Annotated in this window: 27 protein-coding genes; 17 read left to right on the top strand and 10 right to left on the bottom strand. The window is 70.7% G+C overall.

The genetic code is table 11. From position 1 onward, the window contains the following. The first annotated feature begins 14 nt into the window (after window positions 1-14). The 4 genes from FV227_RS12325 (at window position 15) to FV227_RS12310 (ending at window position 3322) form a co-directional block, all read left to right on the top strand. The gene (locus tag FV227_RS12325) at window positions 15-941 is read left to right on the top strand and encodes an amino acid ABC transporter substrate-binding protein (RefSeq protein WP_187274777.1); all 927 of its coding nucleotides are present in this window, start codon (window positions 15-17) and stop codon (window positions 939-941) included. An 84-nt stretch (window positions 942-1025) separates the two neighbouring features. Beyond that, entirely contained in the window at window positions 1026-1748 is a 723-nt protein-coding gene (locus FV227_RS12320) for an amino acid ABC transporter permease (RefSeq protein ID WP_147725909.1), read from the top strand. Then, window positions 1748-2440, top strand: coding sequence for an ABC transporter permease subunit (locus FV227_RS12315; RefSeq protein WP_147725908.1), 693 nt, complete (start codon window positions 1748-1750; stop codon window positions 2438-2440). Before FV227_RS12320 ends, FV227_RS12315 begins: the two co-directional genes overlap by 1 nt. Window positions 2441-2593: 153 nt before the next feature. After that, window positions 2594-3322 (top strand): amino acid ABC transporter ATP-binding protein, encoded by a 729-nt coding sequence (locus FV227_RS12310; RefSeq protein WP_147725919.1) that lies wholly within the window; start codon window positions 2594-2596, stop codon window positions 3320-3322. Between the two features lie 48 nt (window positions 3323-3370). Here the strand turns inward: FV227_RS12310 and FV227_RS12305 are convergent, their stop codons facing one another. The 3 genes from FV227_RS12305 to FV227_RS12295 all read right to left on the bottom strand — a co-directional run bounded on the left by FV227_RS12305 (window position 3371) and on the right by FV227_RS12295 (window position 7622). Beyond that, on the bottom strand, window positions 3371-4489 hold the full coding sequence (locus FV227_RS12305; protein WP_147859027.1) for an alkene reductase: 1119 nt from the start codon (window positions 4487-4489) through the stop codon (window positions 3371-3373). A gap of 134 nt (window positions 4490-4623) precedes the next feature. After that, entirely contained in the window at window positions 4624-5265 is a 642-nt protein-coding gene (locus FV227_RS12300; RefSeq protein ID WP_147725906.1) for a GNAT family N-acetyltransferase, read from the bottom strand. Further along, on the bottom strand, window positions 5265-7622 hold the full coding sequence (locus FV227_RS12295; RefSeq protein WP_147842259.1) for an Orn/Lys/Arg decarboxylase N-terminal domain-containing protein: 2358 nt from the start codon (window positions 7620-7622) through the stop codon (window positions 5265-5267). Before FV227_RS12295 ends, FV227_RS12300 begins: the two co-directional genes overlap by 1 nt. Window positions 7623-7914: 292 nt before the next feature. Here FV227_RS12295 and FV227_RS12290 point away from each other — a divergent pair, with 292 nt between their 5' ends. The 3 genes from FV227_RS12290 (at window position 7915) to FV227_RS12280 (ending at window position 10368) form a co-directional block, all read left to right on the top strand. Next, window positions 7915-8583 carry a DUF1007 family protein gene (locus FV227_RS12290; RefSeq protein WP_147842258.1) on the top strand — a complete coding sequence of 223 codons (669 nt, stop codon included), beginning with the start codon at window positions 7915-7917 and terminating at the stop codon, window positions 8581-8583. Next, entirely contained in the window at window positions 8574-9581 is a 1008-nt protein-coding gene (locus FV227_RS12285; protein WP_147859026.1) for a nickel transporter, read from the top strand. Before FV227_RS12290 ends, FV227_RS12285 begins: the two co-directional genes overlap by 10 nt. Before the next feature lie 73 nt (window positions 9582-9654). Continuing rightward, complete coding sequence (locus FV227_RS12280) at window positions 9655-10368, top strand: hypothetical protein (protein ID WP_147859025.1); 714 nt, start codon at window positions 9655-9657, stop codon at window positions 10366-10368. A gap of 20 nt (window positions 10369-10388) precedes the next feature. Here FV227_RS12280 and FV227_RS12275 read toward each other — a convergent pair whose 3' ends face one another. Together FV227_RS12275 and FV227_RS12270 are read right to left on the bottom strand one after the other, a co-directional pair. After that, window positions 10389-10985: a histidine phosphatase family protein gene (locus FV227_RS12275; protein ID WP_147859024.1), complete on the bottom strand. Its 597-nt coding sequence runs from the start codon at window positions 10983-10985 to the stop codon at window positions 10389-10391. Between the two features lie 23 nt (window positions 10986-11008). Further along, window positions 11009-11404 (bottom strand): VOC family protein, encoded by a 396-nt coding sequence (locus FV227_RS12270; RefSeq protein ID WP_147859023.1) that lies wholly within the window; start codon window positions 11402-11404, stop codon window positions 11009-11011. A gap of 178 nt (window positions 11405-11582) precedes the next feature. On the opposite strand from FV227_RS12270, the gene FV227_RS12265 reads away from it, so the two are divergent. From FV227_RS12265 to FV227_RS12230, 8 genes are all read left to right on the top strand, one after another. Further along, a complete protein-coding gene (locus tag FV227_RS12265; protein WP_147859022.1) occupies window positions 11583-12521 on the top strand; it encodes a glyoxylate/hydroxypyruvate reductase A in 939 nt (312 codons plus the stop codon). Between the two features lie 192 nt (window positions 12522-12713). Then, window positions 12714-13433, top strand: a complete 720-nt coding sequence (locus FV227_RS12260; protein WP_147859021.1) for a response regulator — start codon at window positions 12714-12716, stop codon at window positions 13431-13433. Next, a complete protein-coding gene (locus FV227_RS12255) occupies window positions 13430-14815 on the top strand; it encodes an ATP-binding protein (RefSeq protein WP_147859020.1) in 1386 nt (461 codons plus the stop codon). The genes FV227_RS12260 and FV227_RS12255 overlap by 4 nt, the downstream gene beginning before the upstream one ends. Window positions 14816-14886: 71 nt before the next feature. Next, complete coding sequence (locus FV227_RS12250; RefSeq protein ID WP_147859019.1) at window positions 14887-15753, top strand: NAD(P)-dependent oxidoreductase; 867 nt, start codon at window positions 14887-14889, stop codon at window positions 15751-15753. Window positions 15754-15936: 183 nt separating this feature from the next. Further along, window positions 15937-16260: an XdhC family protein gene (locus tag FV227_RS12245; protein ID WP_147859018.1), complete on the top strand. Its 324-nt coding sequence runs from the start codon at window positions 15937-15939 to the stop codon at window positions 16258-16260. A gap of 1 nt (window position 16261) precedes the next feature. Next, window positions 16262-16963, top strand: a complete 702-nt coding sequence (locus FV227_RS12240; RefSeq protein ID WP_147859017.1) for an XdhC family protein — start codon at window positions 16262-16264, stop codon at window positions 16961-16963. Next, window positions 16960-17985 carry a molybdopterin-binding protein gene (locus tag FV227_RS12235; protein ID WP_147859016.1) on the top strand — a complete coding sequence of 342 codons (1026 nt, stop codon included), beginning with the start codon at window positions 16960-16962 and terminating at the stop codon, window positions 17983-17985. The genes FV227_RS12240 and FV227_RS12235 overlap by 4 nt, the downstream gene beginning before the upstream one ends. Beyond that, complete coding sequence (locus FV227_RS12230) at window positions 17978-18568, top strand: nucleotidyltransferase family protein (RefSeq protein WP_147859015.1); 591 nt, start codon at window positions 17978-17980, stop codon at window positions 18566-18568. The genes FV227_RS12235 and FV227_RS12230 overlap by 8 nt, the downstream gene beginning before the upstream one ends. 4 nt (window positions 18569-18572) lie before the next feature. Here FV227_RS12230 and FV227_RS12225 read toward each other — a convergent pair whose 3' ends face one another. Both FV227_RS12225 and FV227_RS12220 read right to left on the bottom strand, forming a co-directional pair. Further along, window positions 18573-18713 (bottom strand): DUF2256 domain-containing protein, encoded by a 141-nt coding sequence (locus tag FV227_RS12225; protein WP_147728565.1) that lies wholly within the window; start codon window positions 18711-18713, stop codon window positions 18573-18575. 64 nt (window positions 18714-18777) lie between these two features. After that, window positions 18778-19644, bottom strand: coding sequence for a formyltransferase family protein (locus FV227_RS12220; RefSeq protein WP_147859014.1), 867 nt, complete (start codon window positions 19642-19644; stop codon window positions 18778-18780). A 153-nt stretch (window positions 19645-19797) separates the two neighbouring features. Between FV227_RS12220 and FV227_RS12215 the strand changes: the two genes are divergently transcribed. Both FV227_RS12215 and FV227_RS12210 read left to right on the top strand, forming a co-directional pair. Beyond that, the gene (locus FV227_RS12215; protein WP_147859013.1) at window positions 19798-20532 is read left to right on the top strand and encodes an SDR family oxidoreductase; all 735 of its coding nucleotides are present in this window, start codon (window positions 19798-19800) and stop codon (window positions 20530-20532) included. A gap of 5 nt (window positions 20533-20537) precedes the next feature. Further along, window positions 20538-22112, top strand: coding sequence for a cryptochrome/photolyase family protein (locus FV227_RS12210; protein WP_147859012.1), 1575 nt, complete (start codon window positions 20538-20540; stop codon window positions 22110-22112). Here the strand turns inward: FV227_RS12210 and FV227_RS12205 are convergent. The 3 genes from FV227_RS12205 to bcsS all read right to left on the bottom strand — a co-directional run bounded on the left by FV227_RS12205 (window position 22102) and on the right by bcsS (window position 23591). Next, entirely contained in the window at window positions 22102-22509 is a 408-nt protein-coding gene (locus FV227_RS12205; RefSeq protein WP_147842235.1) for a type II toxin-antitoxin system VapC family toxin, read from the bottom strand. The two genes, FV227_RS12210 and FV227_RS12205, sit on opposite strands and share 11 nt — an antisense overlap. Further along, window positions 22506-22754, bottom strand: coding sequence for a type II toxin-antitoxin system Phd/YefM family antitoxin (locus tag FV227_RS12200; protein ID WP_187274776.1), 249 nt, complete (start codon window positions 22752-22754; stop codon window positions 22506-22508). The genes FV227_RS12205 and FV227_RS12200 overlap by 4 nt, the downstream gene beginning before the upstream one ends. A gap of 93 nt (window positions 22755-22847) precedes the next feature. Continuing rightward, window positions 22848-23591: a cellulose biosynthesis protein BcsS gene (bcsS, locus tag FV227_RS12195; protein WP_246686446.1), complete on the bottom strand. Its 744-nt coding sequence runs from the start codon at window positions 23589-23591 to the stop codon at window positions 22848-22850. Window positions 23592-23793 lie beyond the last annotated feature (202 nt).

Here is a 23793-nt window from a genome sequence, read left to right as displayed (position 1 = left end):
TCGGGAGTTTCGTTTTGACGCAATCCAAGTTCGATCGTCGCGGGATCGTGGCCGCCCTCGCGCTCGGCGCGGCCGTGGTCTCCGCCGGCGCGCAGGCCCAGGAACTGACCGGCACGCTGAAGAAGGTGAAGGACACCAACGCCCTCACCATCGGCTACCGTGATTCCTCGGTTCCGTTCTCCTACCTCGACGGCGACCAGAAGCCGGTCGGCTACGCGATGGACATCTGCCTCAAGATCGCCGAGGCGGTGAAGAAGGAGCTCAAGCTCCCGGGCATGGAGGTGAAGCTCAACCCGGTCACCTCCGCGACCCGCATCCCGCTGATCGCCAACGGCACGATCGATCTCGAGTGCGGCTCGACGACGAACAACGCCGACCGCCAGAAGCAGGCGGCGTTCACCAACACCCACTTCCTGACGGCGACGCGCTACGTCTCGAAGAAGGACGCCAAGCTGCACACGATCGACGACCTCAAGGGCAAGACCGTGGTCTCGACCTCGGGCACGACGAACATCAAGCAGATCAACGAGGCCAACACCGCCAAGAGCATGGGCCTGACGATCCTGCCCGCCAAGGACCACGCCGAGGCGTTCCTGATGGTCGAGACCGGCCGTGCCGTCGCCTTCGTGATGGACGACGTGCTGCTCGCCTCGCTGGTCGCAGGCTCCAAGACCCCCGACGCCTACGAGATCTCGACGGAAGCCCTGTCGAAGCCCGAGCCCTACGGCATCATGCTGCGCAAGGACGACGCGCCGTTCAAGGCGGTGGCGGATGCCGCGACGAAGGCTTTGTACGAGAGCCCCGAGGGCAAGGCGCTCTACAGCAAGTGGTTCGAGAAGCCGATCCCGCCGCGCAACATCAACCTCAAGCTTCCGATGAGCGAGGCGATGGCCAAGCAGTTCAAGAGCCCGAGCGACAGCGCCGACCCGGCCGCCTACTGAGCCTGAGCCGGCGGATCCCGGGCGGCGCTGCCGCCCGGGATCCGCGCCACGGATCGAACGAACGAGAACGGTGAAGCGCGGGCGATGAACTACAACTGGAATTGGGGCATCTTCTTCGAACAATCGCCCGAAGGCACCGGCACCTACGCCGACATGCTGCTCTCGGGCCTGGTCTGGACGATCGCGACCGCGCTCTGCTCCTGGATCATCGCCTTCTTTCTCGGCTCGCTGATCGGCGTGATGCGGACGCTGCCCTCCAAGGGCGCCAATGCCGTCGGCACGGCCTATGTCGAGCTGTTCCGCAACATCCCGCTGCTGGTGCAGATGTTCCTGTGGTACTTCGTGCTTCCGGAGGTGCTGCCGCAGGCGTGGGGCAACGCGCTGAAGCAGCTGCCGAACGCGCCGTTCTACACCGGCGTCGTCTGCCTCGGTTTCTTCACCGCCTCCCGCGTCGCCGAGCAGGTCCGCGCCGGCATCCAGTCGCTGCCCCGGGGCCAGCGCCTCGCCGGCACGGCGATGGGCTTCACGGTCTACCAGACCTATCGCTACGTGTTGCTGCCGAATGCCTACCGGATCATCCTGCCGCCGATGACCTCGGAGTTCCTGAACAACCTCAAGAACACCTCCGTCGCCCTCACCATCGGCCTGCTCGAGCTGACGGCCCGCGCGCGCTCGATGCAGGAATTCTCGTTCCAGGTGTTCGAGGCGTTCACGGCGGCGACCATCCTGTACGTCCTCATCAACCTCGTCGTCATCCTGCTCGCGTCCCTCCTGGAGCGCAGCGTGGCGGTTCCCGGGCAGCGCTGATGTTCTCGAACTTCGATTTCGGCGTCGTCTTCGGATCGCTGCCCTACCTGTTCGGTCAGGGCATGGTCTTCACCGTCACCCTGACCGCGCTCGCCGCCGGCATGGGCGTCATCCTCGGGACCCTGCTGGCGATGGCGCGCCTTTCGGGCGTGCCCGGCCTCAAGCACGTGGCCAAGGTCTATGTCGAGCTGATGCGCTCCCTGCCGCTCGTGCTGGTGATCTTCTGGTTCTACTTTCTGGTGCCCTATATCGGCGCCTACCTCACCGGCGCCTCGCGCCCGATCCAGGTCGGCGCCTTCTCCTCAGCGCTCATCACCTTCACGCTGTTCGAGGCGGCGTACTTCTCCGAGATCATGCGCGCCGGCATCCAGTCGATCCCGAAGGGGCAGACCGGGGCGGCCTACGCGCTGGGCATGACCTACGCGCAGACGATGATCACCGTCGTGCTGCCGCAGGCCTTCCGCAACATGCTGCCGCTGCTGCTGACGCAGACGATCGTGCTCTTCCAGGACACCTCGCTGGTCTACGTGCTGTCGCTGACCGACTTCCTGGGGGCGGCCTCGAAGGTGGCCCAGCGCGACGGGCGCCTGGTCGAGATGTACCTGTTCGCCGCGGTCGTCTACTTCGCCGTGTGCTTCTCGGCCTCGTTCCTGGTGCGCCGGCTGCAGCGCCGCGTCGCCATCATCCGCTGATCGCCGTACAAGGACCGCGTTATGACCTCGACGCCGATGCCGGCCTCCACCGCCAAGACCCCCGTCGCTCCCGGCTCCGTCGCGCCAATGGATGCCGGCCTGCAGTCCGGCCCGCTGTCGAGCCCGCCGCCGAAGCTCGCGACCGGCGCGCCGATGATCGCCATCGACAACGTCAGCAAGTGGTACGGCGACTTTCAGGTGCTGACGAACTGCACCACGCAGGTCGCCAAGGGCGAGGTCGTGGTGGTGTGCGGCCCCTCGGGCTCGGGCAAGTCGACCCTGATCAAGTGCGTCAACGCTCTGGAGCCGATCCAGAAGGGCCAGATTACGGTCAACGACACCAAGGTCGTCGACAAGGCCACCGACCTGCCGAAGCTCCGCTCCCGCGTGGGGATGGTGTTTCAGCACTTCGAGCTGTTTCCGCACCTCTCGATTACCGAGAATCTCACCGTCGCCCAGCGCAAGGTGCTGAAGCGCCCGGCCGAGGAGGCGAAGAAGAAGGGGCTCGACCTGCTCGCCCGCGTCGGCCTGTCGGCGCACGCCAACAAGTATCCCGGCCAGCTCTCCGGCGGTCAGCAGCAGCGCGTGGCGATCGCCCGCGCGCTGGCGATGAACCCGGTGGTGATGCTGTTCGACGAGCCGACCTCGGCGCTCGACCCCGAGATGGTCGGCGAGGTGCTCGACGTGATGGTCGAGCTCGCCAAGGAGGGCATGACCATGATGGTGGTGACCCACGAGATGGGCTTTGCCCGCAAGGTCGCCGACCGGGTCATCTTCATGGATCGCGGCGAGATCGTCGAGGACGCCCGCAAGGACGACTTTTTCGGCCAGCCGCGCAGCGAGCGCGCGCAGCAGTTCCTGTCGAAGATCCTGCAGCACTGATCCTCGCGCGCGGCCCAACGCGCCCCGTGAGCGCGCCGGGTCCGAGCGTCAGCGCTTGATCGCTACCGGCCCATTCATGCCGGGCCAATCCGAGTAGCCGTTGGCACCGCCGCCATACCAGTACGGCTTCGGCGCCTCGGCGAGAGGGGCACCGGACGCCAGCCGTCCCACGAGGTCGGGATTGGCGATGTAGGGCCGGCCGAAGCTGAACAGGTCGGCGTGCCCATCCGCGAGCTCCTTCTCGGCAAGCTCCAGCGTGTACTGGTTGTTGCCGACATAGGCCCCCGAAAAGCGCTTCCGCAGGTCGAGGAAGTCGACGCTGTTGGGCACGTCGCGGGTCTGCTGGGTCACGCCCTCGATGGTGTGGATGTAGAGAAGGCCGAACTTCGACAGCGCATCGACGTAGGCGCCGAAGGTCGCGTGCGGATCGCTGTCGAGGGGCGTCTTGCCGGGCTCGGTCGTCGCCGGCGAGAGGCGGATGCCGACACGGTGACCGCCGCCCCAGACGTCCGTGACCGCCTTCACCACCGCGAGCGGAAACCGCAGCCGGTTCTCGATCGATCCACCATACGCGTCGGTGCGCGTGTTCGTCGAATCGCGGACGAACTGCTCGAGCAGATAGTTGTTGGCCGAGTGGATCTCGACGCCGTCGAACCCGGCGCGCTTCGCGTTCTCGGCGGCGCGCCGGTAATCCTCGACGATTCCCGGGATCTCGTCGGCCTCCAGGGCGCGCGGCGTCACGTGCGCCTTCATGCCCTCCTCGGTGAAGGCGGTGCCATCCGGCCGGATCGCCGAGGCCGAGACCGGCGGCCGATGTTCCGGCTGCAGGTCGGGATGCGAGATCCGGCCCGTGTGCCAGAGCTGCAGGAAGATGCGGCCGCCGTTGGCGTGCACCGTGCTGACGATCCGGCGCCAGGCCTCGACCTGCGCCTCCGACCAGATCCCCGGCGTGTAGGCGTAGCCGACGGCCTGCGGCGAGATGTTGGTCGCCTCCGAGATGATCAGCCCCGCGGTGGCGCGCTGGCCGTAATAATCGGCGGCGAAGTCCGGCGGCACGCCGTCGGTCGAGGAACGGCTCCGGGTCAGCGGCGCCATCACGATGCGGTTGCTGAGGGTGAGGTCGCCGAGGGTGTAGGGCTGCAGCACGGGGCTGTCGGAGCGGGGCATGCCGGGTCCTTTGTCGCAGGCGGTCGCGCGGCTCACGGCGATGGACGGTCCGCCGGGCCGCGAGCGCGGGTGTCCGACAACGTGCCGCGCCGGCGGGAGTTCGCCGCAGCGCACCGGCGGGCGTCGGGCCCCGGCTACTTGCCGGTCCAGTCGTGCCCCGCCACCAGCGCCTCCACCGGCTTCCGCCACGTCGAGGGCTGGTCGTCGGAGCCGGAGCCGAGGGCGCATTGCACCATCACGCTGTCGCTCCAGCGGCCGTACTTGTAGCCGACCGCGGGCAGGTGGCCGACGCGGACGAAGCCGCAGGCCTCGTGCAGGCGCAGCGAAGCCGCGTTCTCGGAATCGATGTAGCCGATCATCTGACGGTAGCCGCCCGCGGCGCAGGCCTCGATCAGCGCCGGCAGCAGGCGTCGGCCGATCCCGGCATGCAGGTGCTCGGGATGCACGTAGATCGAGTGCTTGAGCGTGTAGCGGTAGGCCGGCCGCTTCCGGAACGGCACCGCGTAGGCGTAGCCCGCGACCTGGCCGTTCCGGTCGGCGACGAGGTGGGGCAGGCGCTTCTTGCGCATGGTCTTGCGGCGCCGGCGCAGGTCGTCGGGGAGGAGGCGATCCTCCTCGAAGTCGCCGACGTCGCCGACGCCGCGGCGGATGTGGTGCTCGTAGATCGCCACCATCGCTGCGAGGTCCGCGTCCGACGACGGGCGGATGACGATGTCGGCGCAGGACGCGGCCGGCTCTGGGATCGCGAAGTCGCCCGCCGGGCCCGCGTCCTCCATCAGCGCGCCTCGCGCATGACGTAGGTGTGGAAGCGGATCTGCCCGTCCGGCTCGACCTGACGGTACACGCCCTGGATCTCGGCCTCGAAGCCTGGAAACAGGTTCGCGGAGCGCTCGAACATCTTGAAATAGTCCAGCATCGGCTTGGCCCGCTCATCGATCCGCTCGCCGGGCAGCACCGTGCCGATCCCGGGCGGGTAGACCAGAAGCAAGGTCGTCGCCACACGCCCCTCGGCTTCGGCGATCGGGACGAAATCGACGTTGTTGCGGGTCAGCATCTGCGCCGCGGCCTTGGGCGCCATCACCATCTCGGGCAGGTGCTCGGGCTGGAACTGCTTGCGCTGGAGCATCGAGGTGCCGTGCTCGCGGTGGAAGGCGTGGAAGTCGGCGCAAAGGTCGCGAAGCCGCACGCCGCGGTAGCGGTTCGGGCGCCGCCGCACGAACTCCGGCATCGCGTCCTCCAGGAGCACGTTGTCGTCGTGCAGGCGCTTGAAGGCGACCAGGCCCGAGATCAGCGTGCCGGCCTTCGAGGATTCGACGCCGGGGGTCAGCAGGAAGAGCAGCGAGTTCAGGTCGTTCTTCTCGGCGACGATGCGGTTCTCGCGCAGGTACTGCGCGACGATCGGGGCCGGAACGCCGTGGGCGGCGTATTCCCCGGTCGCCCGGTCGAAGCCCGGCGTCAGCACCGTCAGCTTGTTCGGGTCGGTCATCGCGTAGCCGGGCGAGGTTTCGGGCCCGACATGGGTGAAGCCGTGCCAGCGCGCGCCGGGGCGCAGCTCCCAGTGCTTCGGGTCCGAGGCGAGCACGTCCGTCGTCAGGCTCTCCCACGGCACGTTGACGCCGTCCGGGCCGGGGGTCACGTCGGGCACGAAGGCGTCGAAGAACCAGCGCCGGTTCGGATCGCCCTCCTTCTCCTCGAACTCGCGGCGGATGGCGCGGACCTTCTTGCGCCACTCGATCCCGAGACGGATCGTGTCGTCCCACAGGATCATGCCCGAGCGGCCCTTCATCATCTGCGCCCCGACGTCGAGCGAGGCGAAGATCGGGTAGAACGGCGAGGTCGATGCGTGGACGAGGAAGCTTTCGTTGAGGCGGCGGTGCTCGACGCGCCGGGTCTGGCCGCGGATGTGCCCGTCCTTGGTGTGGATCTGCGAGGCCTGGCTGAAGCTCGCGAGCTGCTTGTGGGTCGATTGCGTGGCGATGATGCCCGGCGAGGTCTCGTCGAGCCCCTTCAGGCCCATGGCGAAGCGGCCGACGAAGAGCGGGTGGAACTTCATGAAGCCGGCCCAGGCCTCGTCGAACAGGATGTAGTCGCACAGGTGCCCGATCCGCTCGACGACGCCCTGCGCGTCGAGGATCGTGCCGTCGTAGGTGCACTGCTCGATCACCGCGACGCGGAACGGACGCTCGCGGCGCCACGCCTCCTTGTCCTCGACCAGCGGGTTGCGGCGGATCTTCTCGCGGATGGCGGTCTCGTCCAGGGCCTCGTGGTAGATCGGCCCGATCAGCCCGTAGGCGTTGCGGTCGGTCTCGAGGAAGATCGGGATGCCGCCGGCGAGCATCAGGGCGCCGTGATGGGCGGCCTTGTGGTTGTTGCGATCGAACAGGACGAGGTCGCCCTCCGCGACCAGAGACCCGAGCACCACCTTGTTCGAGGCCGAGGTGCCGTTGAGGACGAAGTAGGTCTTCTCCGCCCCGAAGATCTGCGCCGCCTCCTTCTGCGCCTTCAGCGCCGGCCCCTCGTGGGTCAGGAGGTCGCCGAGGTCGAGGACCGAGTTGTCGAGGTCGTCGCGGAAGATCGCCTCGCCGAGATGCTCGACGAAGATCCGCCCGATCGGCGAGCGGTTGTAGAAGATGCCGCCGTTGTGGCCCGGGCAGGTCCAGAGCTGGTTGCCCTTCTCGGCGTAGTCGACGAGCGCGCCGAAGAACGGCGTCTTCAGGGTCTCGGCATACTGGGTCACGCGGGAGACGAGGCCGCGGGCGATGAATTCCGGCGTCTCCTCCGCCAGGAAGATGTAGCCGTCGATGAAGTCGAGCAGCTCGACCGGGATGTCCTCAAGCCGCTTGCGGCGCACGAGGATGACGATCGGCATCTCGAGGCCGCGCCGCCGCATCATGTCGATCAGCGAGGCCGCCTTGCCGTCGAGGCCGCGCTTGCCCCAGTCGACCACCATGCAGCCGATCGCCGCGTCGGTCTGCACGGCGATCGCCGCGTCCTCGACGCGCCGCGCCCGGATCACCTCGAAGCCGCGCCCCTCGACCGCGGTGACGATCTGCGCGACGCGGACGCCTTCGAGGTCGTCCGGATCGAAGGCCGGCGCGCACATCAGCACGGTGAAGCGGCGGTGAAAGTCCATGGAAAGCCTCTGGCCTGACGGGTCGGCGCCTGCCTGCGACGCCATCATGACGGTTGGATGACGGTGCGGGCGAACGGCGCGGGATCTTGCCGGGGCGGCGGCCGACCTTCGGTCCGCTCGGGTAATACGATCGGCCCGCCATGGCCATGACGACGATGCCTCGGGTCACCCGCTCGACCGCTCCGCGCATCGGCCGCGTCGCGCTCCGCCTCGCTTTCGCCCCAGCGCCTGCGGACAAGGTGGCCCGCGCTTAACGGATCCTTCACCACAGCGCCGCGAGCGTCCCAAACGCATGAAGCCGACAGCCGCGATCCTTCGTCCCGCACTGGCCGCCGCATGGCTGGCCTCCGCCGTCGCGCCCGCAGCGGCCCACCCGCACGTCTGGGTGACCGCGAAGGCCGAGATCGGGTACGCGGGCGGCAAGGTGGTCGCGGTGCGCCACGTCTGGACCTTCGACGCGGCCTACACGGCCTTCGTCACCCAGGGGCTCGACGCGAACAAGGACGGCAAGCTGACGCCGGACGAGCTTCAGACCCTCGCCGCCGAGAACACCGGGAATCTCGCCGAGTTCGGCTACTTCACCAAGCTGAAGGTCGGCGGCAAGGAGCAGGCCTTCGCCGACCCGGTCGAGCCGCGGATGGCGATGGAGGGCGACACGCTCACCCTGAGCTTCCGCCTGCCGCTGAAGACGCCGCCCGCGCAGGGGCGCGGCGTGCTCGCGCTCGAGGTCTATGACCCGACCTACTTCGTGTCCTTCGGCCTGTCCGAGGCGCCGGATGCCGCGACGCTCGTCGGTGCACCGAGCGGCTGCGCGGCGACGGTGACGCGGCCGAAGACCCCCGAGCCCAAGACGGCGGAGGCCGGCGCCCCCGGGATGAGCGAGGCGTTCTTCGAGGCGCTGACGGCCGCTTCCGGCTACGGGGTGCAGTTCGCGAACCGGATCCTCGTCGCATGTCCGTAGGCGCCACGCTCGCCATCCAGCCTGCACGCCGCCGGCCGCTGCGGCTGATGCTGGTCGCCGCCGCCGTCGCGGTCGCGGTCGCGGCCCTGATCCTCGTCGGCCTGGTCTGGCTCGCGGCGCCCGGCCTCTCGGCGCCGCCGCCGCGCTCGCCCTTCGGCATCGGCTTCCGCGAGGCCGCGCCGTCGGCGACCGGGCTCGGCGGCTGGCTCCTGGCGATCCAGTCGAGCTTTTCGCGCAGCCTTCAGGCCGCGCTCGCCGCGATCAAGGGCGGCGGCGACTGGATGCCGCTGGTCACGCTCGGTTTCGCCTACGGCATCTTCCATGCCGCCGGCCCCGGGCACGGCAAGGCCGTGATCGCCGGCTACCTGTTCGCCGGCGAGCGGGCCTTGCGCCGCGGCTTCGGCTTGAGCTTCGCCGCCGCGATCCTGCAGGCGCTGGTGGCGATCGCGATCGTCGGGACCGGCCGCCTCGTGCTCGGCGCCACCGCCGCCGGAATGACGCGGGCCGGCAACACCATCGAGATCGTCAGCTTCGCCCTCGTCGCCGCGATCGGGCTGGCGGTGACGTGGCGCAAGGCCGGGCGCCTCGCCGACCTCGGCGCGCCCGCCGCCTGCGGCCCCGAATGCGGCCATGCCCGCCTCGCCGACGCGCGGGCGCTCGAAACGCTCGACACCTGGCGGGAGCGCGCCGGCGTGGTCGTCGCCGCCGGTTCGCGGCCATGCGCCGGAGCGGTGCTGATCCTGGTCTTCGCCGCCGCGCAGAACATGCTGGCTGCGGGCGTCCTCGCGGTCTTCGCCATGTCGCTCGGCACGGCGCTCACCACCGGCGCGCTGGCGAGCCTCGCGGTCTTTGCCAAGGGCGCCGCCCTGCGGATCGCCGGCGGTCGCGGACGCGCGGGCGTCGTGGCGATCGGCGCGCTCGAGCTGCTGGCCGGCGCCTTCGTGCTGGTGCTCGGGCTGGCGATGCTGTCGGGCCTCGCGCTCGACATCGGCGGCTGATCGCCCCTCGCCAACGGCACGCCGCCATGCCACGCTCCGGTCCGGGCGGGGAGCCCGGCACGCGAGGCGCCGCATGGCAGGGTTCGACCACATCCTGAACTGGCGGCTGCTCTCGGGCTCGCACCCGTTTCCGGGACCCGACGGCGGCACCTGCATCAACGAGGCGGCCCTCGTCGCCGCGGGGCTGCCCTACCGCGCGATCCGGTCGAGCGACGAATGCCCGCCCTGCTTCTCGCGCCCGCTCGCGGCCTACGCGCTCGGCCTCAACGACGCGATGCCGGACGGCGAGCGCCACCGCCTGATGGCCTTCGTCCTGCGCCTGTCCGGCTCCGCCGACACGCCGGCGGTCGAGGCGAAGCGGACGGCCTTTCTGGCCCTCGAAAGCATCCGCAGCCTTCTCCCGCCGCTGCTCGAGCGGGCCGGATTCGCCGCCCTCGCCACCCGCTGCGCCGCCGCGGCGGATCTCGACGAGGCGCTGGCGGCCGCGCGTTCGGCCGCCTGGGCGGGTGGAGCGCGAGCGCAGGCCGCATCGGGTCAGCGCGCCTGGGTCTCCGGAGCATTGGCGGCCGCGGTCTCCCGCACCGCAAGCGCGGCGATCCGCGCAGCGGAGGATCCGCGCTGCGCGGCCGAGATCGCCGAGGGGGCGGCGCCGTTCGCCCCGGGCACGTGGGCGCGGGCGGCCGTGATCCTCGACGGCGCGCTGCGGATCGGGCGGCAGGCGCCCGACATCGACCTGTTCGCCGCACGCGACCGCCTCGACGCCGCCCGATCGGCTGCGCACGCCTGAGCCGCGATCACGCGTACGCGTCAGGCGGCGACGGAAGCCGCGTCGAGATCGAGCTCGACGGTCTCGCAGTTGTCGAGCCAGAGGCCGGTGAGGTGGAAGAAGAACGTGCCGTGGCCGACCACTGCGATCGTCCGCTCGGGCCGCGCGCGCAGCCATTCCCGAAACCCGGCGACGCGCTGGTCGAACAGGTGCCGCGGCTCGACCGGATGACCGCCGACGTCGGACCCCTCCTCGGCGTGCCACCACACCTCGGGCAGGTGCCCCACGTCGAGATGCGGGAACTCCGCCGCGATCTCGGAGGCGACCCGGCCGACGTCGCAGCTGCTCTCCTGGCACTCCCGATGCAGCACCTCGACGAGGAGCTTCGGCTCGGCCGGATGGTCGGCGAAGACCAGCGCGGTCGTCTCGATCGCGCGGGTCAGCGGCGAGACTACCACGAGGTCGAACGGGATCTCGGAGAGCGCCGCCCGCGCCGCGCGCGCCTGCTCCCGGCCGCGCGGCGTCAAGCGGGCGTCGCGATGGTCGGGATCGCGGCCGGTCGCGCGGTGGGCGGCGTTGAAGGTCGATTCGCCGTGGCGGAGGCAGACGATGCGGGTCGGGCCGTTCATGCGTGTCATGGTCTCGTCGGTTCGTGTCGGGGTCAGGCGAAGCGGCCGCCGCGCTGGATCACCTCGATCTTGTAGCCGTCGGGGTCCGTGGCGAAGAAGAACCGCGCCAGCTCGGTGTCGCCGTGCTTGAGCGTCTTCATGTCCGTCGCCGAAAGCACCTCGCGGGTGAAGCGGGCGTGCTCGGCGGCGAGATCCGCGACGGTGACGGCGACGTGGCCGTAGCCGTCGCCGAGATCGTAGGCCTCGGTCCGGTCCTTGTTGACCGTCAGCTCGATCTCGAAGGGCGAGTCCGGCGCGCGCATGTACACCAGGGTGAAATCGGGAAAGTCGAAGCGGTCGGAGATGGCGAGCCCGAAGGCCGCCTCGTAATAGGCGACCGAGCGCGCCTCGTCGCGGACGCGGATCATCGCATGGACGGGCTTGGCCATTCTTCGCTCACAGGTCGGATCGATGGAGTGAAACCGATATCTGGCGCGAAGAACCGATCCGAAAAGGCCGGGAGCCCTGCGCCGAACCGCAGGCAGCCCCGCGCCGATGGCCACGGAGGCCCGTTCGAAGCCGATGCCGAGGCTATCTGCAACCCTGTCGACCGATCGAGGCGCCCTCATGCCTGAGCCCATCCTGCTCGCCACCAGCCAATCGCCCGCCGAGGAAGCGATCTGGCGCGACGCGCTCGCCCACGCGATGCCGGGCGAGCGCATCGTGACGGCTGCCGACGAGTTCGATCGCTCGACGGTCGCGATCGCGATCGTCGCCAACCCGGTTCCGGGAGCGCTGGCCGGACTGCCGGCGCTCGCTTGGGTGCACAGCCTGTGGGCCGGCGTCGAGCGCCTGCTGCAGGACGCGACGCTGCCGCCCGTCCCCGTCGTCCGTCTCGTCGATCCGACGCTGGCGCGAACGATGGCCGAGACCGTCGCGCCCTGCGTGCTCGCGCTGCACCGCGATCTCCCGCTCTACGCCGCGCAGCAACGCCGCCGCGAATGGCGCCAGCACCCGGCCCGCGCGGCCGGCGCGTGCCCGGTCGCGATCCTCGGGATGGGCGAGATGGGGCGGGCCTCGGCCGAGCTGCTGCTCGGGCTCGGCTTTCCCGTCCGCGGCTGGAGCCGATCGGGCACCGCGATTCCGGGGTTGATTGCGCATTCCGGCCGCGACGGCCTCGGCAGGGCGCTGGACGGCGCGGCCTACCTCGTCAACCTGCTGCCGCTCACCGCCGAGACACGCGGCATCCTCGATCGCGCCTGCTTCGCCCGGCTGGCGCCGGGTGCCGGCGTGATCAACTTCGGCCGCGGCGCCCACCTCGTCGAGGCCGACCTGTGGCAGGCGCTCGATGACGGACGGGTCGGGCACGCGGTGCTCGACGTGTTCGCGCAGGAGCCGCTGCCCCGCGACCACCCGGCCTGGGACCACCCGAACGTCACGGTCCTGCCCCACGTCGCGGCGCCGACCGACGAAGCCTCGGCGGCCGCGATCGTCGCCGGGGCCGTGGCGGCCTTCCGCAGCACCGGACGGGTGCCGGCGGGTGTGGACAGAGCCCGCGGGTACTGATCACCGTCGCCGCAAGCTGTCGCGTGGTTTCGCGGACGCAACGTCTTGCGTCTTCGAGATGCCGCACACCGAAGCGCGCATGGGAAACACGCCGTTACAAATTTGCCGCCGCCCCCCATCTTCGATTGTCGCGCGTCTCGGGCCATAAGGAGCCGCGAAGTCCCGTCGGGACGCGACCGAAGACGACCGCCGATGAACGCGCCCGCCAGCCCGCATATCCTGATCGTCGAGGACGACCGCGAGATCGCGAACCTGGTCGCGCGCTACCTCCGCGGCAACGCCTGCCGCGTCACCCTCGCCGGCGACGGCGCGGAGATGGATCGGGCGCTGGCCGACGGCCGGGTCGACCTCATCGTCCTCGACCTGATGCTGCCGGGCGAGGACGGCCTCAGCCTGTGCCGGCGCCTGCGCGCGAGCTCGGCGATCCCGATCCTGATGCTCACCGCCAAGGCCGAGGAGATCGACCGCATCGTCGGCCTCGAGATCGGCGCCGACGACTATCTCGCCAAGCCGTTCAACCCGCGCGAGTTGCTGGCCCGCATCCGCGCCGTCCTGCGCCGCACCGGCAACGAGGTGGCGGGGGAGGAGGGCGCGCGCCGGATGCACTTCGTCGGCTGGACGCTCGACGTCTCGCTGCGGCAGGTGCTGAGCGCGGAGGGCGCGCGCATCTCGATCACCGGCGCGGAGTTCGACCTGCTCCACGCCCTGTGCCTGCGCCCGGGCCGCGTGCTCTCGCGCGACCAGCTCCTCGACCTGACCCAGGGGCGCAGCGCCGGCCCGTTCGAGCGCAGCATCGACGTGCTCGTGAGCCGGATCCGCCAGAAGATCGAGCGCGATTCGCGCAACCCCGAGATCATCCGCACGATCCGCTCGGGCGGCTACCTGTTCACGCCGGAGGTGACGCGCTCATGAGGTTCGGCCGGATCCGGACCCGCCTGCGCCCGCGCAGCGTCGCCGGGCAGATCGCTCTGCTCGTGGTGGCTGCGATCGTCGTCGCGCACGCGGTCGCGACCACGGCCTTCGTGCTCCTGCGCGAGCCCTGGAAGCCGGACGACCATCCCGGCGTCGCGGCAGGGCGCCTCGCGATCGTCGCCCGCCTCCTCGACAACGCTCCCGTGCCGGACCGCGACGCCCTGCTGGCGAATGCGGCACGCAGCGTGCCGAACCTTCAGATCGCACCCTGGACCGGGACCGCTGCCGAGGGCGAAGGCCTCAACCGCCCGGTCGTCCGCCGCCTGCGCAACGGCTTCGGCCGGGCGCTGACCGTGGTCGAGATCGGCGGGCCGGAGATGCGCGCCGACGGCTACCTCCGCCTCGGGATCGTGACGCCGAACGGTGCGCGGCTGCAGGCGAGCCTGCCCGACGACCCGCTCAGGCCGCCGCACGAGGGCGCGATCATCTTCACCGTGATCTTCCTCGCCCTGACGCTGGCGCTGCTCTCGGTGTGGGCGACGCGGGCGCTGACGGCGCCCCTGGCGCGGCTCGCGGGCGCCGCCGAGGCGTTCGGCACCGGGGACGACCACGTGGCGCTGCCCGAGGCCGGCCCGCGGGAGGTGATCGCGGTCTCCCGCGCCCTCGACCGGATGCGCAACCGCGTGCGACGCCTGATCGACGACCGCACGCAGATGCTGGCCGCGATCAGCCACGACCTGCGCACGCCGATCACCCGGCTGCGGCTGCGCGCGGAGTTCATCGACGACGACCACACCCGCATCATGACGCTGCGCGATCTCGACCAGATGAACGCGCTCGTCGAGGCGGCCCTGTCCTTCGTCCGCGACGGCCAGGGCGGCGCGTCGAGCGCGCGGACGCTGATCGACCTCGCCTCGGTGGTGCAGACGGTCTGCGACGGGTTCAGCGACGTCGGCGCCGACGTCGTGGTCACGCAGAGTCGCCACGTGCTCGTCCGCGGAAAGCCCGACGAGCTCGAGCGGGCGATCACCAACCTCGTCGACAACGCGGTCAAGTACGGCGGCGGCGCGCGCCTCTCGATGGAGCAGACGCCGCGGGGCGTCCGCATCGTGGTCGGCGACACCGGCCCCGGCATTCCCGAAGCCGAGCGCGACGCGATGCTGCAGCCGTTCGTTCGCGGCGACCGGGCCCGCAATCTCAACGACGCGAGCGGCTTCGGCCTCGGGCTGTCGATCGTCCTCGCCATCGTCGAAGCGCATGACGGCTGGCTCACCCTGACGAATCGCCCGGAAGGCGGCCTCTCCGCCGCGATCGAGCTGCCGCTGGCCGCCGCGATCCCGGCCGAACCCGCCGAGACCCGGATCGCCGCCGCGGCGGAATGAACGGCCGAGCCTTGCATCGGACCGGCGCGATCGGCGTTGAGGCCGAGCGGGCATCGGAGGGCAGGAAGCGCATGGACGTCGGATTCATCGGGCTCGGGCGCATGGGGTGCGCCATGGCGGCCAAGCTGGTCGAGGCCGGGCACACCGTCCGCGTCTGGAACCGGACCCCGGATGCTGCGCACGGGATCTCCGGCGCGACGCCGGTGGCGAGCGCGGCCGAGGCGTTCGCGGGCGACGCGGCGATCACCATGCTGTCGGACGACGCAGCGCTGCGCTCCGTCATCGTCGAGGGCGGGCTGCTCGACAGCGCAGGCCGGCCGGCGATCCACCTGTCGATGAGCACGATCTCCGTCGCCTTGGCGCAGGAACTGGCCGCGATCCATGCGCGCGCCGGCATCGCCTATGTCGGCGCCCCTGTGTTCGGGCGGCCGGACGCGGCCGCAGCGGGCGCCCTCAATATCATCGCCGCGGGCGATGCCGGCGCGATCGACCGCGCAGCCCCGCTCCTCGACGCGATGGGCATGAAGACGTGGCGCTTCGGCACCGAGCCGCATCAGGCCAATGCCGTGAAGCTCGCCGGCAACTTCATGCTGGTCTCGGCGATCGAGGCGATGGGCGAGGCCGCCGCCTTCGCCGAAGGTCATGGGGTGGCCGGCGCCGACCTTCTGGACATGCTCACCGGCACGCTGTTCGCCTCGCCGGTCTACAAGGGCTACGGCGCGTCGATCGCCGCGAACCGCTACGAGCCGCCGGGCTTCGGCCTCCGCCTCGGCGCCAAGGATATCGGCCTCGCCCTCGGCGCCGCGGCGGCGGTGAACGTGCCGATGCCGTTCGCGAGCGTCCTGCGGGACAACCTCATCGACGCGATCGCGCACGGCGACGGCGACAAGGACCTGGCCGCGCTCGCCACCGTGGCGACCCGGCGCAGCGGGCGCTGAGCGCTTCGACGCGGCGACGGCCGGCGTTTGCACCGACGCGTGAAGTCGGTCGTCATGCGTTCTGTGCAACACCGCCGCTGCGCGCGCCTTGCGCCCCGCCCACGATGCCATACCTGAACCTCTCGGCCCGCGACCGGGCTCCCGCATCCTGAGGCCGGCGCGCGCGGCCTTCGAGGCACGCCGATGATCTCGACCGAAGCCGACATCCTGAACATCGCCGCGTCCTGGCGACGCGACGGCCGCGACGTGGCGCTCGCGACCGTGATCGAGACCTGGGGATCGGCGCCGCGTCCGGTCGGCAGCCACCTCGTCGTCGACGGCGAGGGCAACTTTCTCGGTTCGGTCTCCGGCGGTTGCGTCGAGGGCGCCGTCATCACGGAAGCCGCCGACGCCATCGCCGACGGCAAGCCGCGGGTGATCGAGTTCGGCGTCGCCGACGAGACCGCGTGGCGGGTCGGGCTCTCCTGCGGCGGCCGCATCCGAATCTTCGTCGAGCGGATCGACTGACATGCGCGCCGACATCCTCGAAGGCCTCAACGCCGAGCGCGCCGCCCGCCGCGCCGCGATTCTCGTCACCGACATCGCCGACGGCGGGCAGCGCCTGGTGCGGGAGGCCGATATCGCCGCCGACGCCCTCGCCGAACCGCTCGGTCGGCACCTCGCCGCAGGCCGGAGCGGCCTCGTCGAGGCGGACGGCCGGACGCTGTTCCTCACGGTCCAGGTGCCGCCGGTCCGGCTCGTCGTGGTCGGAGCCGTGCACATCACCCAGGCCCTGGTGCCGATGGCCGCCGCGCTCGATCTTGCGCTGACGGTGATCGACCCGCGCACCGCCTTCGCCAGCCCCGAGCGGTTTCCGGGCGTCGCGCTGGTGGCGGATTGGCCGGACGCGGCCCTCGGCGGCGCTGTGCCGCCGCTGGATCGCTACTGCGCGCTCGCCGCGCTGACCCACGATCCCAAGATCGACGATCCGGCTTTGAAGGCCGCGCTCTCGGCGGAGTGCTTCTACATCGGCGCGCTCGGCTCGCGGAAAACCCACGCGGCGCGCGCGGTCCGGCTGATCGAGGCCGGCTATTCCGAGGCCCAGCTGGCGCGCGTCCGCGCCCCGATCGGGCTCGCCATCGGCGCGGTCAGCCCGGCCGAGATCGCGCTGTCGGTGATGGCGCAGATCGTCGCCGCCCTGCGTCGGGCGCCGCGCGAGGCTGCCTCGTGAAGTTCGGGCCGGTTCCGGTCGACTCCGCGCTGGGCCTCATCGCCGCCCACACCATCAAGGCCGGCGGCGCGACCCTGCGCAAGGGCCGGGCGATCTTGCCCGAAACGATTGCAGGCCTCGCGGCCGAGGGCGTGCGCGATCTGGTGGCCGTTTCCCTGGAGCCGGGCGACGTCGGCGAGGACGAGGCCGCCGAGACCTTGGCGCGGCACCTCGCCGGGACCGGCCTGCGGTGCGAGCCGCCGTTCACCGGACGCTGCAACCTCTTCGCGGTCGGGCCCGGCGTTCTGGTCGTGGATCGAGCCGGCATCGATGCGGTCAACGGCGTCGACGAGGCGATCACCGCGGCGACGCTGCCGCCGTTCAGGCCCGTGGTGGCCGGCGAGATGGTCGCGACGATCAAGATCATCCCCTACGCGGTGCCGGGAACGGTCCTGGCGCATGCGTGCGCCGCCGCGCCGGCCGGCGCGTTGCGGGTCTCGCCCTATCGCCGCCGCCGGGTCGGCGTGGTCTCGACGCGGCTGCCGAGCCTGAAGGAGACCACCGTCGACCGAACCCTGGCCGCCCTCGCGGATCGCCTCGCGCCGACCGGCGCCGAGATCGTTGCCGACCGTCGCGTTCCGCACGCGGCCGGCGCGGTCGCCGAGGCGCTGGCCGCGGCGACCGCGCAGGACGGCGCCGACCTGGCGATCGTGTTCGGCGCCTCGGCCATCGCCGACCGCCGCGACGTGATCCCGGCCGGCATCGCGGCTGCGGGCGGCGCGGTGATCCATTTCGGCATGCCGGTCGATCCCGGGAACCTGCTGCTGCTCGGAGCGCTGGGGGACGTTCCGGTGATCGGCGCGCCGGGCTGCGCCCGCTCGCCCAAGGAGAACGGATTCGACTGGGTGCTGCACCGCCTGCTCGCGAACCTGCCCGTCACCCGCGCCGACATCGTCGCGCTCGGTGTCGGCGGACTGCTGATGGAGATCGTGTCGCGGCCGCAGCCGCGATCGGGCGAACCGAGCGCCGCCGACGATGCCTGACATCGGAATCGGTGCCGTCCTGCTCGCCGCCGGCCGCGGCACCCGCTTCGGTGCCGAACCGAAGCTGCTCGCGCGGCTAGACGGGACGCCGCTGGTTCGCCACGCCGCGGAAGCCGCCCTCGCGTCCAGGGCCCGTCCGGTCGTCGTCGTGCTCGGGGCCCATGCGGTGGCCGTGCGCGCGGTCCTTCACGATCTCGACCTCGTCTTCGTCGAGAACGCCGCGTTCGGTTCCGGCCTCTCGACCTCGCTGCGGGCGGGACTCGCCGCGCTGCCGGCCGAGACCGATGCGGCGGTGATCCTGCTCGGCGACATGCCGCGGGTGACGCCGGCGCAGATCGATCGCCTTGCCGCCGCCTACCGGGCCGCGAAGCCAGCTCCGAGTGCCGTGGTGCCGACGATCGCGGGGCGCCGCGGCAACCCGGTGCTGCTTGATCGGCGCGTGCTCGGCGACGCCCTCGCCAGCCTGTCCGGCGATCACGGCGCCGGGCCGCTGCTGAAGGGTCGCGCCGACGTCCTGGAAATTCCGGGAGAGCCCGGGACCGCGCTCGACGTCGACACGCCGGAGATGCTGGCTCGGCTCTGAAGGCTCAGGCCTTCTTCGCCTCGCTTCGGCAGCGATCCGAGCAGAACCGGACCTCGTCCCAGACCCGCTCCCACTTCTTCCGCCAGGCGAACGGCCGCCCGCACTGCGCGCACAGCTTGGTCGGCAGGTCGCCCTTGCGGATCATCTTCCCCGATGTCCGGCCCGAACTCTTGTTTGCGGAATCGCCCCCGCTTCGCCTGGACATCCGGTCAGCGCCCGATCTGTCCGGCTTCGGCCAGCCCCACCGGCGACCACCGCGTGATCTGGATGTAGCCGTCGCGGGCCGCGACCACGACGTGGCGCCTGTGGCGATGGACGACGGTGCCGGGCAGATGCTTGTGCGCCTCGCGCCAGCCGCCGGCCTGCGCGACGTAGACGCGAGCGTCGCCGAGCCGCGCCAGCGTCTCGATCGATCCGAAAGCGCGGATCCGACGCAGGATCGCGGCGACGTCGGCGCGGAAGTCGAGGGTGCGGTCGACGTCGCTCGCGCGCGCCCAGTACGAGCCGTCGCCCTGCGGCTCGGGCCGCCGCCACCGCGCCGGCAGATCGCGGCCGATCGGCCCGGTCGCGAGCCGCCGCGCCGCCATCTGGCACTTGGCCAGCAGCGTCTCGTGGTCTTCCTGGGCGTCGAGCGGGAACAGGTCCTGCGCGAGGATGTCGCCGGTGTCGAAGCCCTCCTCGGCAAGCACGTGGGCGGTGACGCCCCAGGTCTCGTAGGCCTCCTCCACCGCCCGGAACAGCGGGTAGGGTCCGCGCCCGGTCGGCAGCGGCGAGGGGTGGATGTTCAAGCCGAAGGCCGCGCGGGTGCGCCATCCGGTGATCAGCCAGGGATAGCCCGCGACGACGAGCGCCCAGTCGCGGCCGTGGGCGGCGTTCAGCGCGTCGAGATCCTGGGCCTTCAGCCGCGAGAGCTGGATCGGCAGGCGCAGCTGACGGGCGCGCGCCACCACCACGTCGTTGTGATCGTAGAGCCCATCGCAGGGGCGGGTGAACAGCTTGATCGGGGTCCAGCCGGCCTCGATCAGGCCCTCGAACACGCCGCCGAGGAAATCGATGCCGGCGAAGGCGAACTTCATGAACCTGGATTCTCCGGCGGTCTCGATGGGATGCGACCTTGTGGAACGGCCGCGCCGGCCTCGGCCGACTCCCCCGTCCTCCACGACGCCTTAGCTTCATCTTGTCGAACCGTCTCCACCGGCAAGGGGCGTTCGGCGGCGACGGGGGCGAGCATGCAACGGGTTCTGATCTACGGCGGCACGGGCGGCATCGGCCGGGCGACGGCGGAGGCGCTGCGCCACCGCGGCTACGGCCTCCACCTCGCGGCGCGCGACCGCGGCCGGCTCGAAGCCGCGGCGGCCGAACTCGGCGAGACCACCGTGACGGCCGGCGACGTCGCCGACCCCGACTTCTTCGCTCAGGCTACCGCGGAGGCAGGCGATCGCCTCGCCGGCCTCGTCTACGCGGTCGGCACCATCAACCTGCGGCCGCTCGCCCGCCTGACCCGGACGGATGCCGAGACCGATTTCCGGGTCAACGCGCTCGGCGCCTTTTCCGCGATTCAGGCAGCGGCCGGCACGCTGAAGGCCGGTGCCGGCGAGGCGGGCGCGGGCGTCGTCCTGTTCTCCACCGTCGCGGTGGCGCAGGGGTTTCCGGCCCACGCCTCGGTCGCCATGGCGAAGGGGGCGGTCGAAGGCCTCGCCCTGTCGCTGGCAGCCGAGCTCGCGCCGCACGTGCGCATCAACGTGGTGGCGCCCTCGCTGACCCGGACGCCGCTCGCCGCCGCGATCACCGGCAACGCCACCCTGGCCCAGGGCATCGCCGCGATGCATGCCCTGCAGCGCCTCGGCACGCCGGAGGACATCGCAGGGCTCGCCGCCTTCCTCGTCTCGGCCGAGGCCGCCTGGATCACCGGGCAGATCATCGGCGCCGACGGCGGCCGCTCGATGCTGCGCACCAAGGGCTGAGGCGCTTGGCAACGCGGAACACCGCAGGGCGGAAGACCCTGCGCTTCGTGCTGGGCGACCAGCTCAACCGGCGCGTGTCGAGCCTCGTCGATCTCGACGCGCCCGACGTGGTGCTCATCGTCGAGGTGATGGCGGAGGCGACCTACGTCCGCCATCACAAGCAGAAGATCGCCTTCCTGTTCTCGGCCATGCGCCACTTCGCGGCGGAGCTCGAAGCCGAGGGCGTCACGGTGGATTACGTCCGCCTCGACGATCCCGGCAACAGCGGCAGCTTCACCGGTGAGCTCGCGCGCGCGGTGGCCCGGCACGCGCCGGACCGTGTCGTCGTGACCGAACCCGGCGAATGGCGGGTCTGGTCGATGATGCAGGCGTGGCGCGACGACCTCGCCGTCCCGGTCGAGATCCGCGACGACAACCGCTTCCTGTGCCCGCGCCGCGATTTCGCCGACTGGGCCGGGGACCGCCGGGCGCTGCGCATGGAGACGTTCTACCGCGGCATGCGCCGCCGCACCGGCCTGCTGATGGACGGCAAGGATCCCGTCGGCGGCCAGTGGAACTTCGACGCCGACAACCGCAAGAAGCTGCCGCGGGGCCATGCCGTCCCGAGCCGCCTGCGCTTCGAGCCGGACGCGACGACGCGCGCGGTGCTCGACCTCGTCGCCCGCGCGTTCGCCGGGCATTTCGGCGATCTCGACGGCTTCGGCTGGCCGGTGACCCGCCGCGACGCGCTCGAGGCCCTGAAGCACTTCATCGCCGACTGCCTGCCGACCTTCGGCGACTACCAGGACGCGATGAAGACCGACGCGCCGTTCCTGTACCACGCGCTGATCTCGCCGCCGCTCAATGCCGGCCTGCTCACCGCGGAGGAAGTCTGCCGTGCCGCCGAGCGCGCCTATCGCGAGGGCGCGGCCCCGCTGCACTGCGTCGAGGGCTTCATCCGCCAGATCCTCGGCTGGCGCGAATACGTGCGCGGTCTCTACTGGGCGCGGATGCCGGCCTATGCCGAGACCAACGCCCTCGACGCGCGGCGCGACCTGCCGTGGTTCTACTGGTCGGGCGAGACGGAGATGAACTGCCTCGCGCAGGTCGTCGCCGAGACGCGGGCCCATGCCTATGCCCACCACATCCAGCGCCTGATGGTCACCGGCAACTTCGCCCTGCTCGCAGGGCTTTCGCCGGCGCAGGTCGAGGAATGGTACCTGATCGTCTTCGCCGACGCCTACGAGTGGGTCGAGCTGCCGAACGTGCACGGCATGGTGCTGTGGGCCGATGGCGGCGTGATGGGATCGAAGCCGTACGCGGCTTCCGGTGCCTACATTAACCGGATGTCGGATTACTGCGGCGCCTGCCGCTACGACGTCGCGAAGAAGGCCGGCACGGACGCCTGCCCGTTCAACTACCTGTACTGGAACTTCCTCATCGCCAACGCCGGCCGCCTCGAAGGCAACCCGCGCCTGTCGATGCCCTATCGCACGCTCGCCGCGATGCCGCCCGCACGCAAGGCCGAGATCGCGGCGGACGCGGCGTCGTTCCTCGATGGGCTGAGCGCCGATGCGCCGGCGGGCGAGATTAAACGATAACTGGAACGCTGCAGGCGGACGCGGCGCGAAGGAGCTTCGCATCGCGCGAGGCGAGGGGGCGTGAACACCGAATCGCCAATTCGAGATAGCTCGCATCGTACAGCGAGAGCCCGTGCTTGGCGGCGAGCGTCATCGTCGCCGACCAGGCATGTCGCGCGGTCTCGGTATCGATCGAGATCGGTAGGGCTGCGAGAAGCTCGAGAGCCTGAGTCCTCTCTGCCGTTACGATGCGGCGCTTCCGCTCAGCCGTAAGAAGGACGTGCCCGACCTCGAGAGCCCAGAGGCCAGGCACGATCGCACCTTTTGCCGCGACCTGTTCGAGAATATCGCTCGCATCGCTCTCGATCGGCAGGACCCAAGCGAGGGCCATCGACGCATCTAGGATGCAGAGGCTCACCGGCGGTCTTCGCCACGAAAAATCTCTATCTCATCTGGGCTGAACGTTTCACCGCGGGCGGCGATGCGATCGCGCAACGCGCGCAGCCCGCCAACCGTCAGGGCCGTGGTATCCTCACGGGTCGGCGGGACGAGCCGTGCGACGGGTTTGCCGTCGCGCAGGACGAGCACGTCCTGGCCAGCCTCGAGCGCATCGAGAAGTGAGCCGAGCGAACTGTCTGCGTCGAAGATGCTGATTGCGTCCATACGATCACCAACCGAACGACGTCGCGTTTCCGCTGCGTCTGCTGCTGGCAATCGTAGCATGGTTCGGCCAGCCGCGGATGGGTCGAGCATCGCTCACCACGGTGTCCAGATTGACAACGCGAGGTACGGGCTCGGCCGCCTTTCGGTACTCTCGACCTGTACGCCGCCCGACACGCGAAAACTGTAGCTGCCGACTGCGAAATCGGTGGCGTGGGCGCCGAAATTCCACTTCGTATAGCCGGTCCGGTCGGCGTAGAGGCTGACTTCGGGGCCGAGGTAGAAGCCCCAGGCGCGATAGCCGAGGGCGATCCGAGACCAGGCCGAATCGCGCGCCGAGCCCAGGACCAGGGTCGCCTGAACCAGGCTCTCGTCGGTCGGGCGCGCCCAGACCTCGCCGTGCAGGCGAAGGCCCCAACGCATCGGAAGCGTCGCCACGCTGCGCCCGTCCGTCAGGGCTTCGTACGCACCCTCCGGCCCGGCATAGAGCGCGACGACGCCCCAATCCGGGAACCACTGATAGCCCGCCAGCGCCGCGCCGAGCACGGTGTAGCGCGACAGGCGAGCGCTGCCCCACGAATCGCAGCCGCACGCCATCTCGTTGCGGCGCCCGCCGCCGAGGCTGGCGAGCGCGACGAAACCCGGCCGGTCGAGCTTGTCCAGCGCGATCTTGGCGCCGATGGACAGGAAATTCGCGGCGCCGGCATCTAGGCTGCCGAACAGCAGGGTGTCGAGATCGCCGGCCCGAGCCGTGGGGGATGCGGCTGGAACGGTGCAGAGCAGGCACGCCACCGCTGCCGCGAGACGGCGCCTTCGGTGCGGGGACGCGAGCCGTGCCAAGCCGATGACTCCTAATACAAGATGAAAATCTTATATCTCGAAGGCTCGCAACATGGGGCGATTCAGGAGAGATGTCGCGACAGTTTCGAAGACGGTCGTCGATTTTTCCACCATTCGGCCGTGAAACAATCAACCGCAACTTGGAGTATATAACTTCAAGTTACGCATGAAGCGCCCAGCCAACCTGAAGGAAAAATGTCCT

The organism is Methylobacterium sp. WL119 (assembly GCF_008039875.1).
Classification (GTDB): domain Bacteria; phylum Pseudomonadota; class Alphaproteobacteria; order Rhizobiales; family Beijerinckiaceae; genus Methylobacterium.
Note: the sequence above shows the minus strand (reverse complement) of the source record. Positions and strands in the feature narration are given on the sequence as shown.

Bases quoted from the DNA above. Each gene is read 5' to 3' on its own strand.
- FV227_RS12290 (WP_147842258.1), top strand. From the start codon at position 7,915: ATGAAGCCGACAGCCGCGATCCTTCGTCCCGCACTGGCCGCCGCATGG.
- FV227_RS12240 (WP_147859017.1), top strand. From the start codon at position 16,262: ATGCGCGCCGACATCCTCGAAGGCCTCAACGCCGAGCGCGCCGCCCGC.
- FV227_RS12200 (WP_187274776.1), bottom strand. From the start codon at position 22,754: ATGGACGCAATCAGCATCTTCGACGCAGACAGTTCGCTCGGCTCACTT.
- FV227_RS12320 (WP_147725909.1), top strand. From the start codon at position 1,026: ATGAACTACAACTGGAATTGGGGCATCTTCTTCGAACAATCGCCCGAA.
- FV227_RS12215 (WP_147859013.1), top strand. From the start codon at position 19,798: ATGCAACGGGTTCTGATCTACGGCGGCACGGGCGGCATCGGCCGGGCG.
- FV227_RS12270 (WP_147859023.1), bottom strand. From the start codon at position 11,404: ATGGCCAAGCCCGTCCATGCGATGATCCGCGTCCGCGACGAGGCGCGC.
- FV227_RS12315 (WP_147725908.1), top strand. From the start codon at position 1,748: ATGTTCTCGAACTTCGATTTCGGCGTCGTCTTCGGATCGCTGCCCTAC.
- FV227_RS12255 (WP_147859020.1), top strand. From the start codon at position 13,430: ATGAGGTTCGGCCGGATCCGGACCCGCCTGCGCCCGCGCAGCGTCGCC.
- FV227_RS12220 (WP_147859014.1), bottom strand. From the start codon at position 19,644: ATGAAGTTCGCCTTCGCCGGCATCGATTTCCTCGGCGGCGTGTTCGAG.
- FV227_RS12230 (WP_147859015.1), top strand. From the start codon at position 17,978: ATGCCTGACATCGGAATCGGTGCCGTCCTGCTCGCCGCCGGCCGCGGC.
- FV227_RS12275 (WP_147859024.1), bottom strand. From the start codon at position 10,985: ATGACACGCATGAACGGCCCGACCCGCATCGTCTGCCTCCGCCACGGC.
- FV227_RS12245 (WP_147859018.1), top strand. From the start codon at position 15,937: ATGATCTCGACCGAAGCCGACATCCTGAACATCGCCGCGTCCTGGCGA.
- FV227_RS12250 (WP_147859019.1), top strand. From the start codon at position 14,887: ATGGACGTCGGATTCATCGGGCTCGGGCGCATGGGGTGCGCCATGGCG.
- FV227_RS12225 (WP_147728565.1), bottom strand. From the start codon at position 18,713: ATGATCCGCAAGGGCGACCTGCCGACCAAGCTGTGCGCGCAGTGCGGG.
- FV227_RS12280 (WP_147859025.1), top strand. From the start codon at position 9,655: ATGGCAGGGTTCGACCACATCCTGAACTGGCGGCTGCTCTCGGGCTCG.
- FV227_RS12310 (WP_147725919.1), top strand. From the start codon at position 2,594: ATGATCGCCATCGACAACGTCAGCAAGTGGTACGGCGACTTTCAGGTG.
- FV227_RS12295 (WP_147842259.1), bottom strand. From the start codon at position 7,622: ATGGACTTTCACCGCCGCTTCACCGTGCTGATGTGCGCGCCGGCCTTC.
- FV227_RS12265 (WP_147859022.1), top strand. From the start codon at position 11,583: ATGCCTGAGCCCATCCTGCTCGCCACCAGCCAATCGCCCGCCGAGGAA.
- FV227_RS12285 (WP_147859026.1), top strand. From the start codon at position 8,574: ATGTCCGTAGGCGCCACGCTCGCCATCCAGCCTGCACGCCGCCGGCCG.
- FV227_RS12305 (WP_147859027.1), bottom strand. From the start codon at position 4,489: ATGCCCCGCTCCGACAGCCCCGTGCTGCAGCCCTACACCCTCGGCGAC.
- FV227_RS12300 (WP_147725906.1), bottom strand. From the start codon at position 5,265: ATGGAGGACGCGGGCCCGGCGGGCGACTTCGCGATCCCAGAGCCGGCC.
- FV227_RS12260 (WP_147859021.1), top strand. From the start codon at position 12,714: ATGAACGCGCCCGCCAGCCCGCATATCCTGATCGTCGAGGACGACCGC.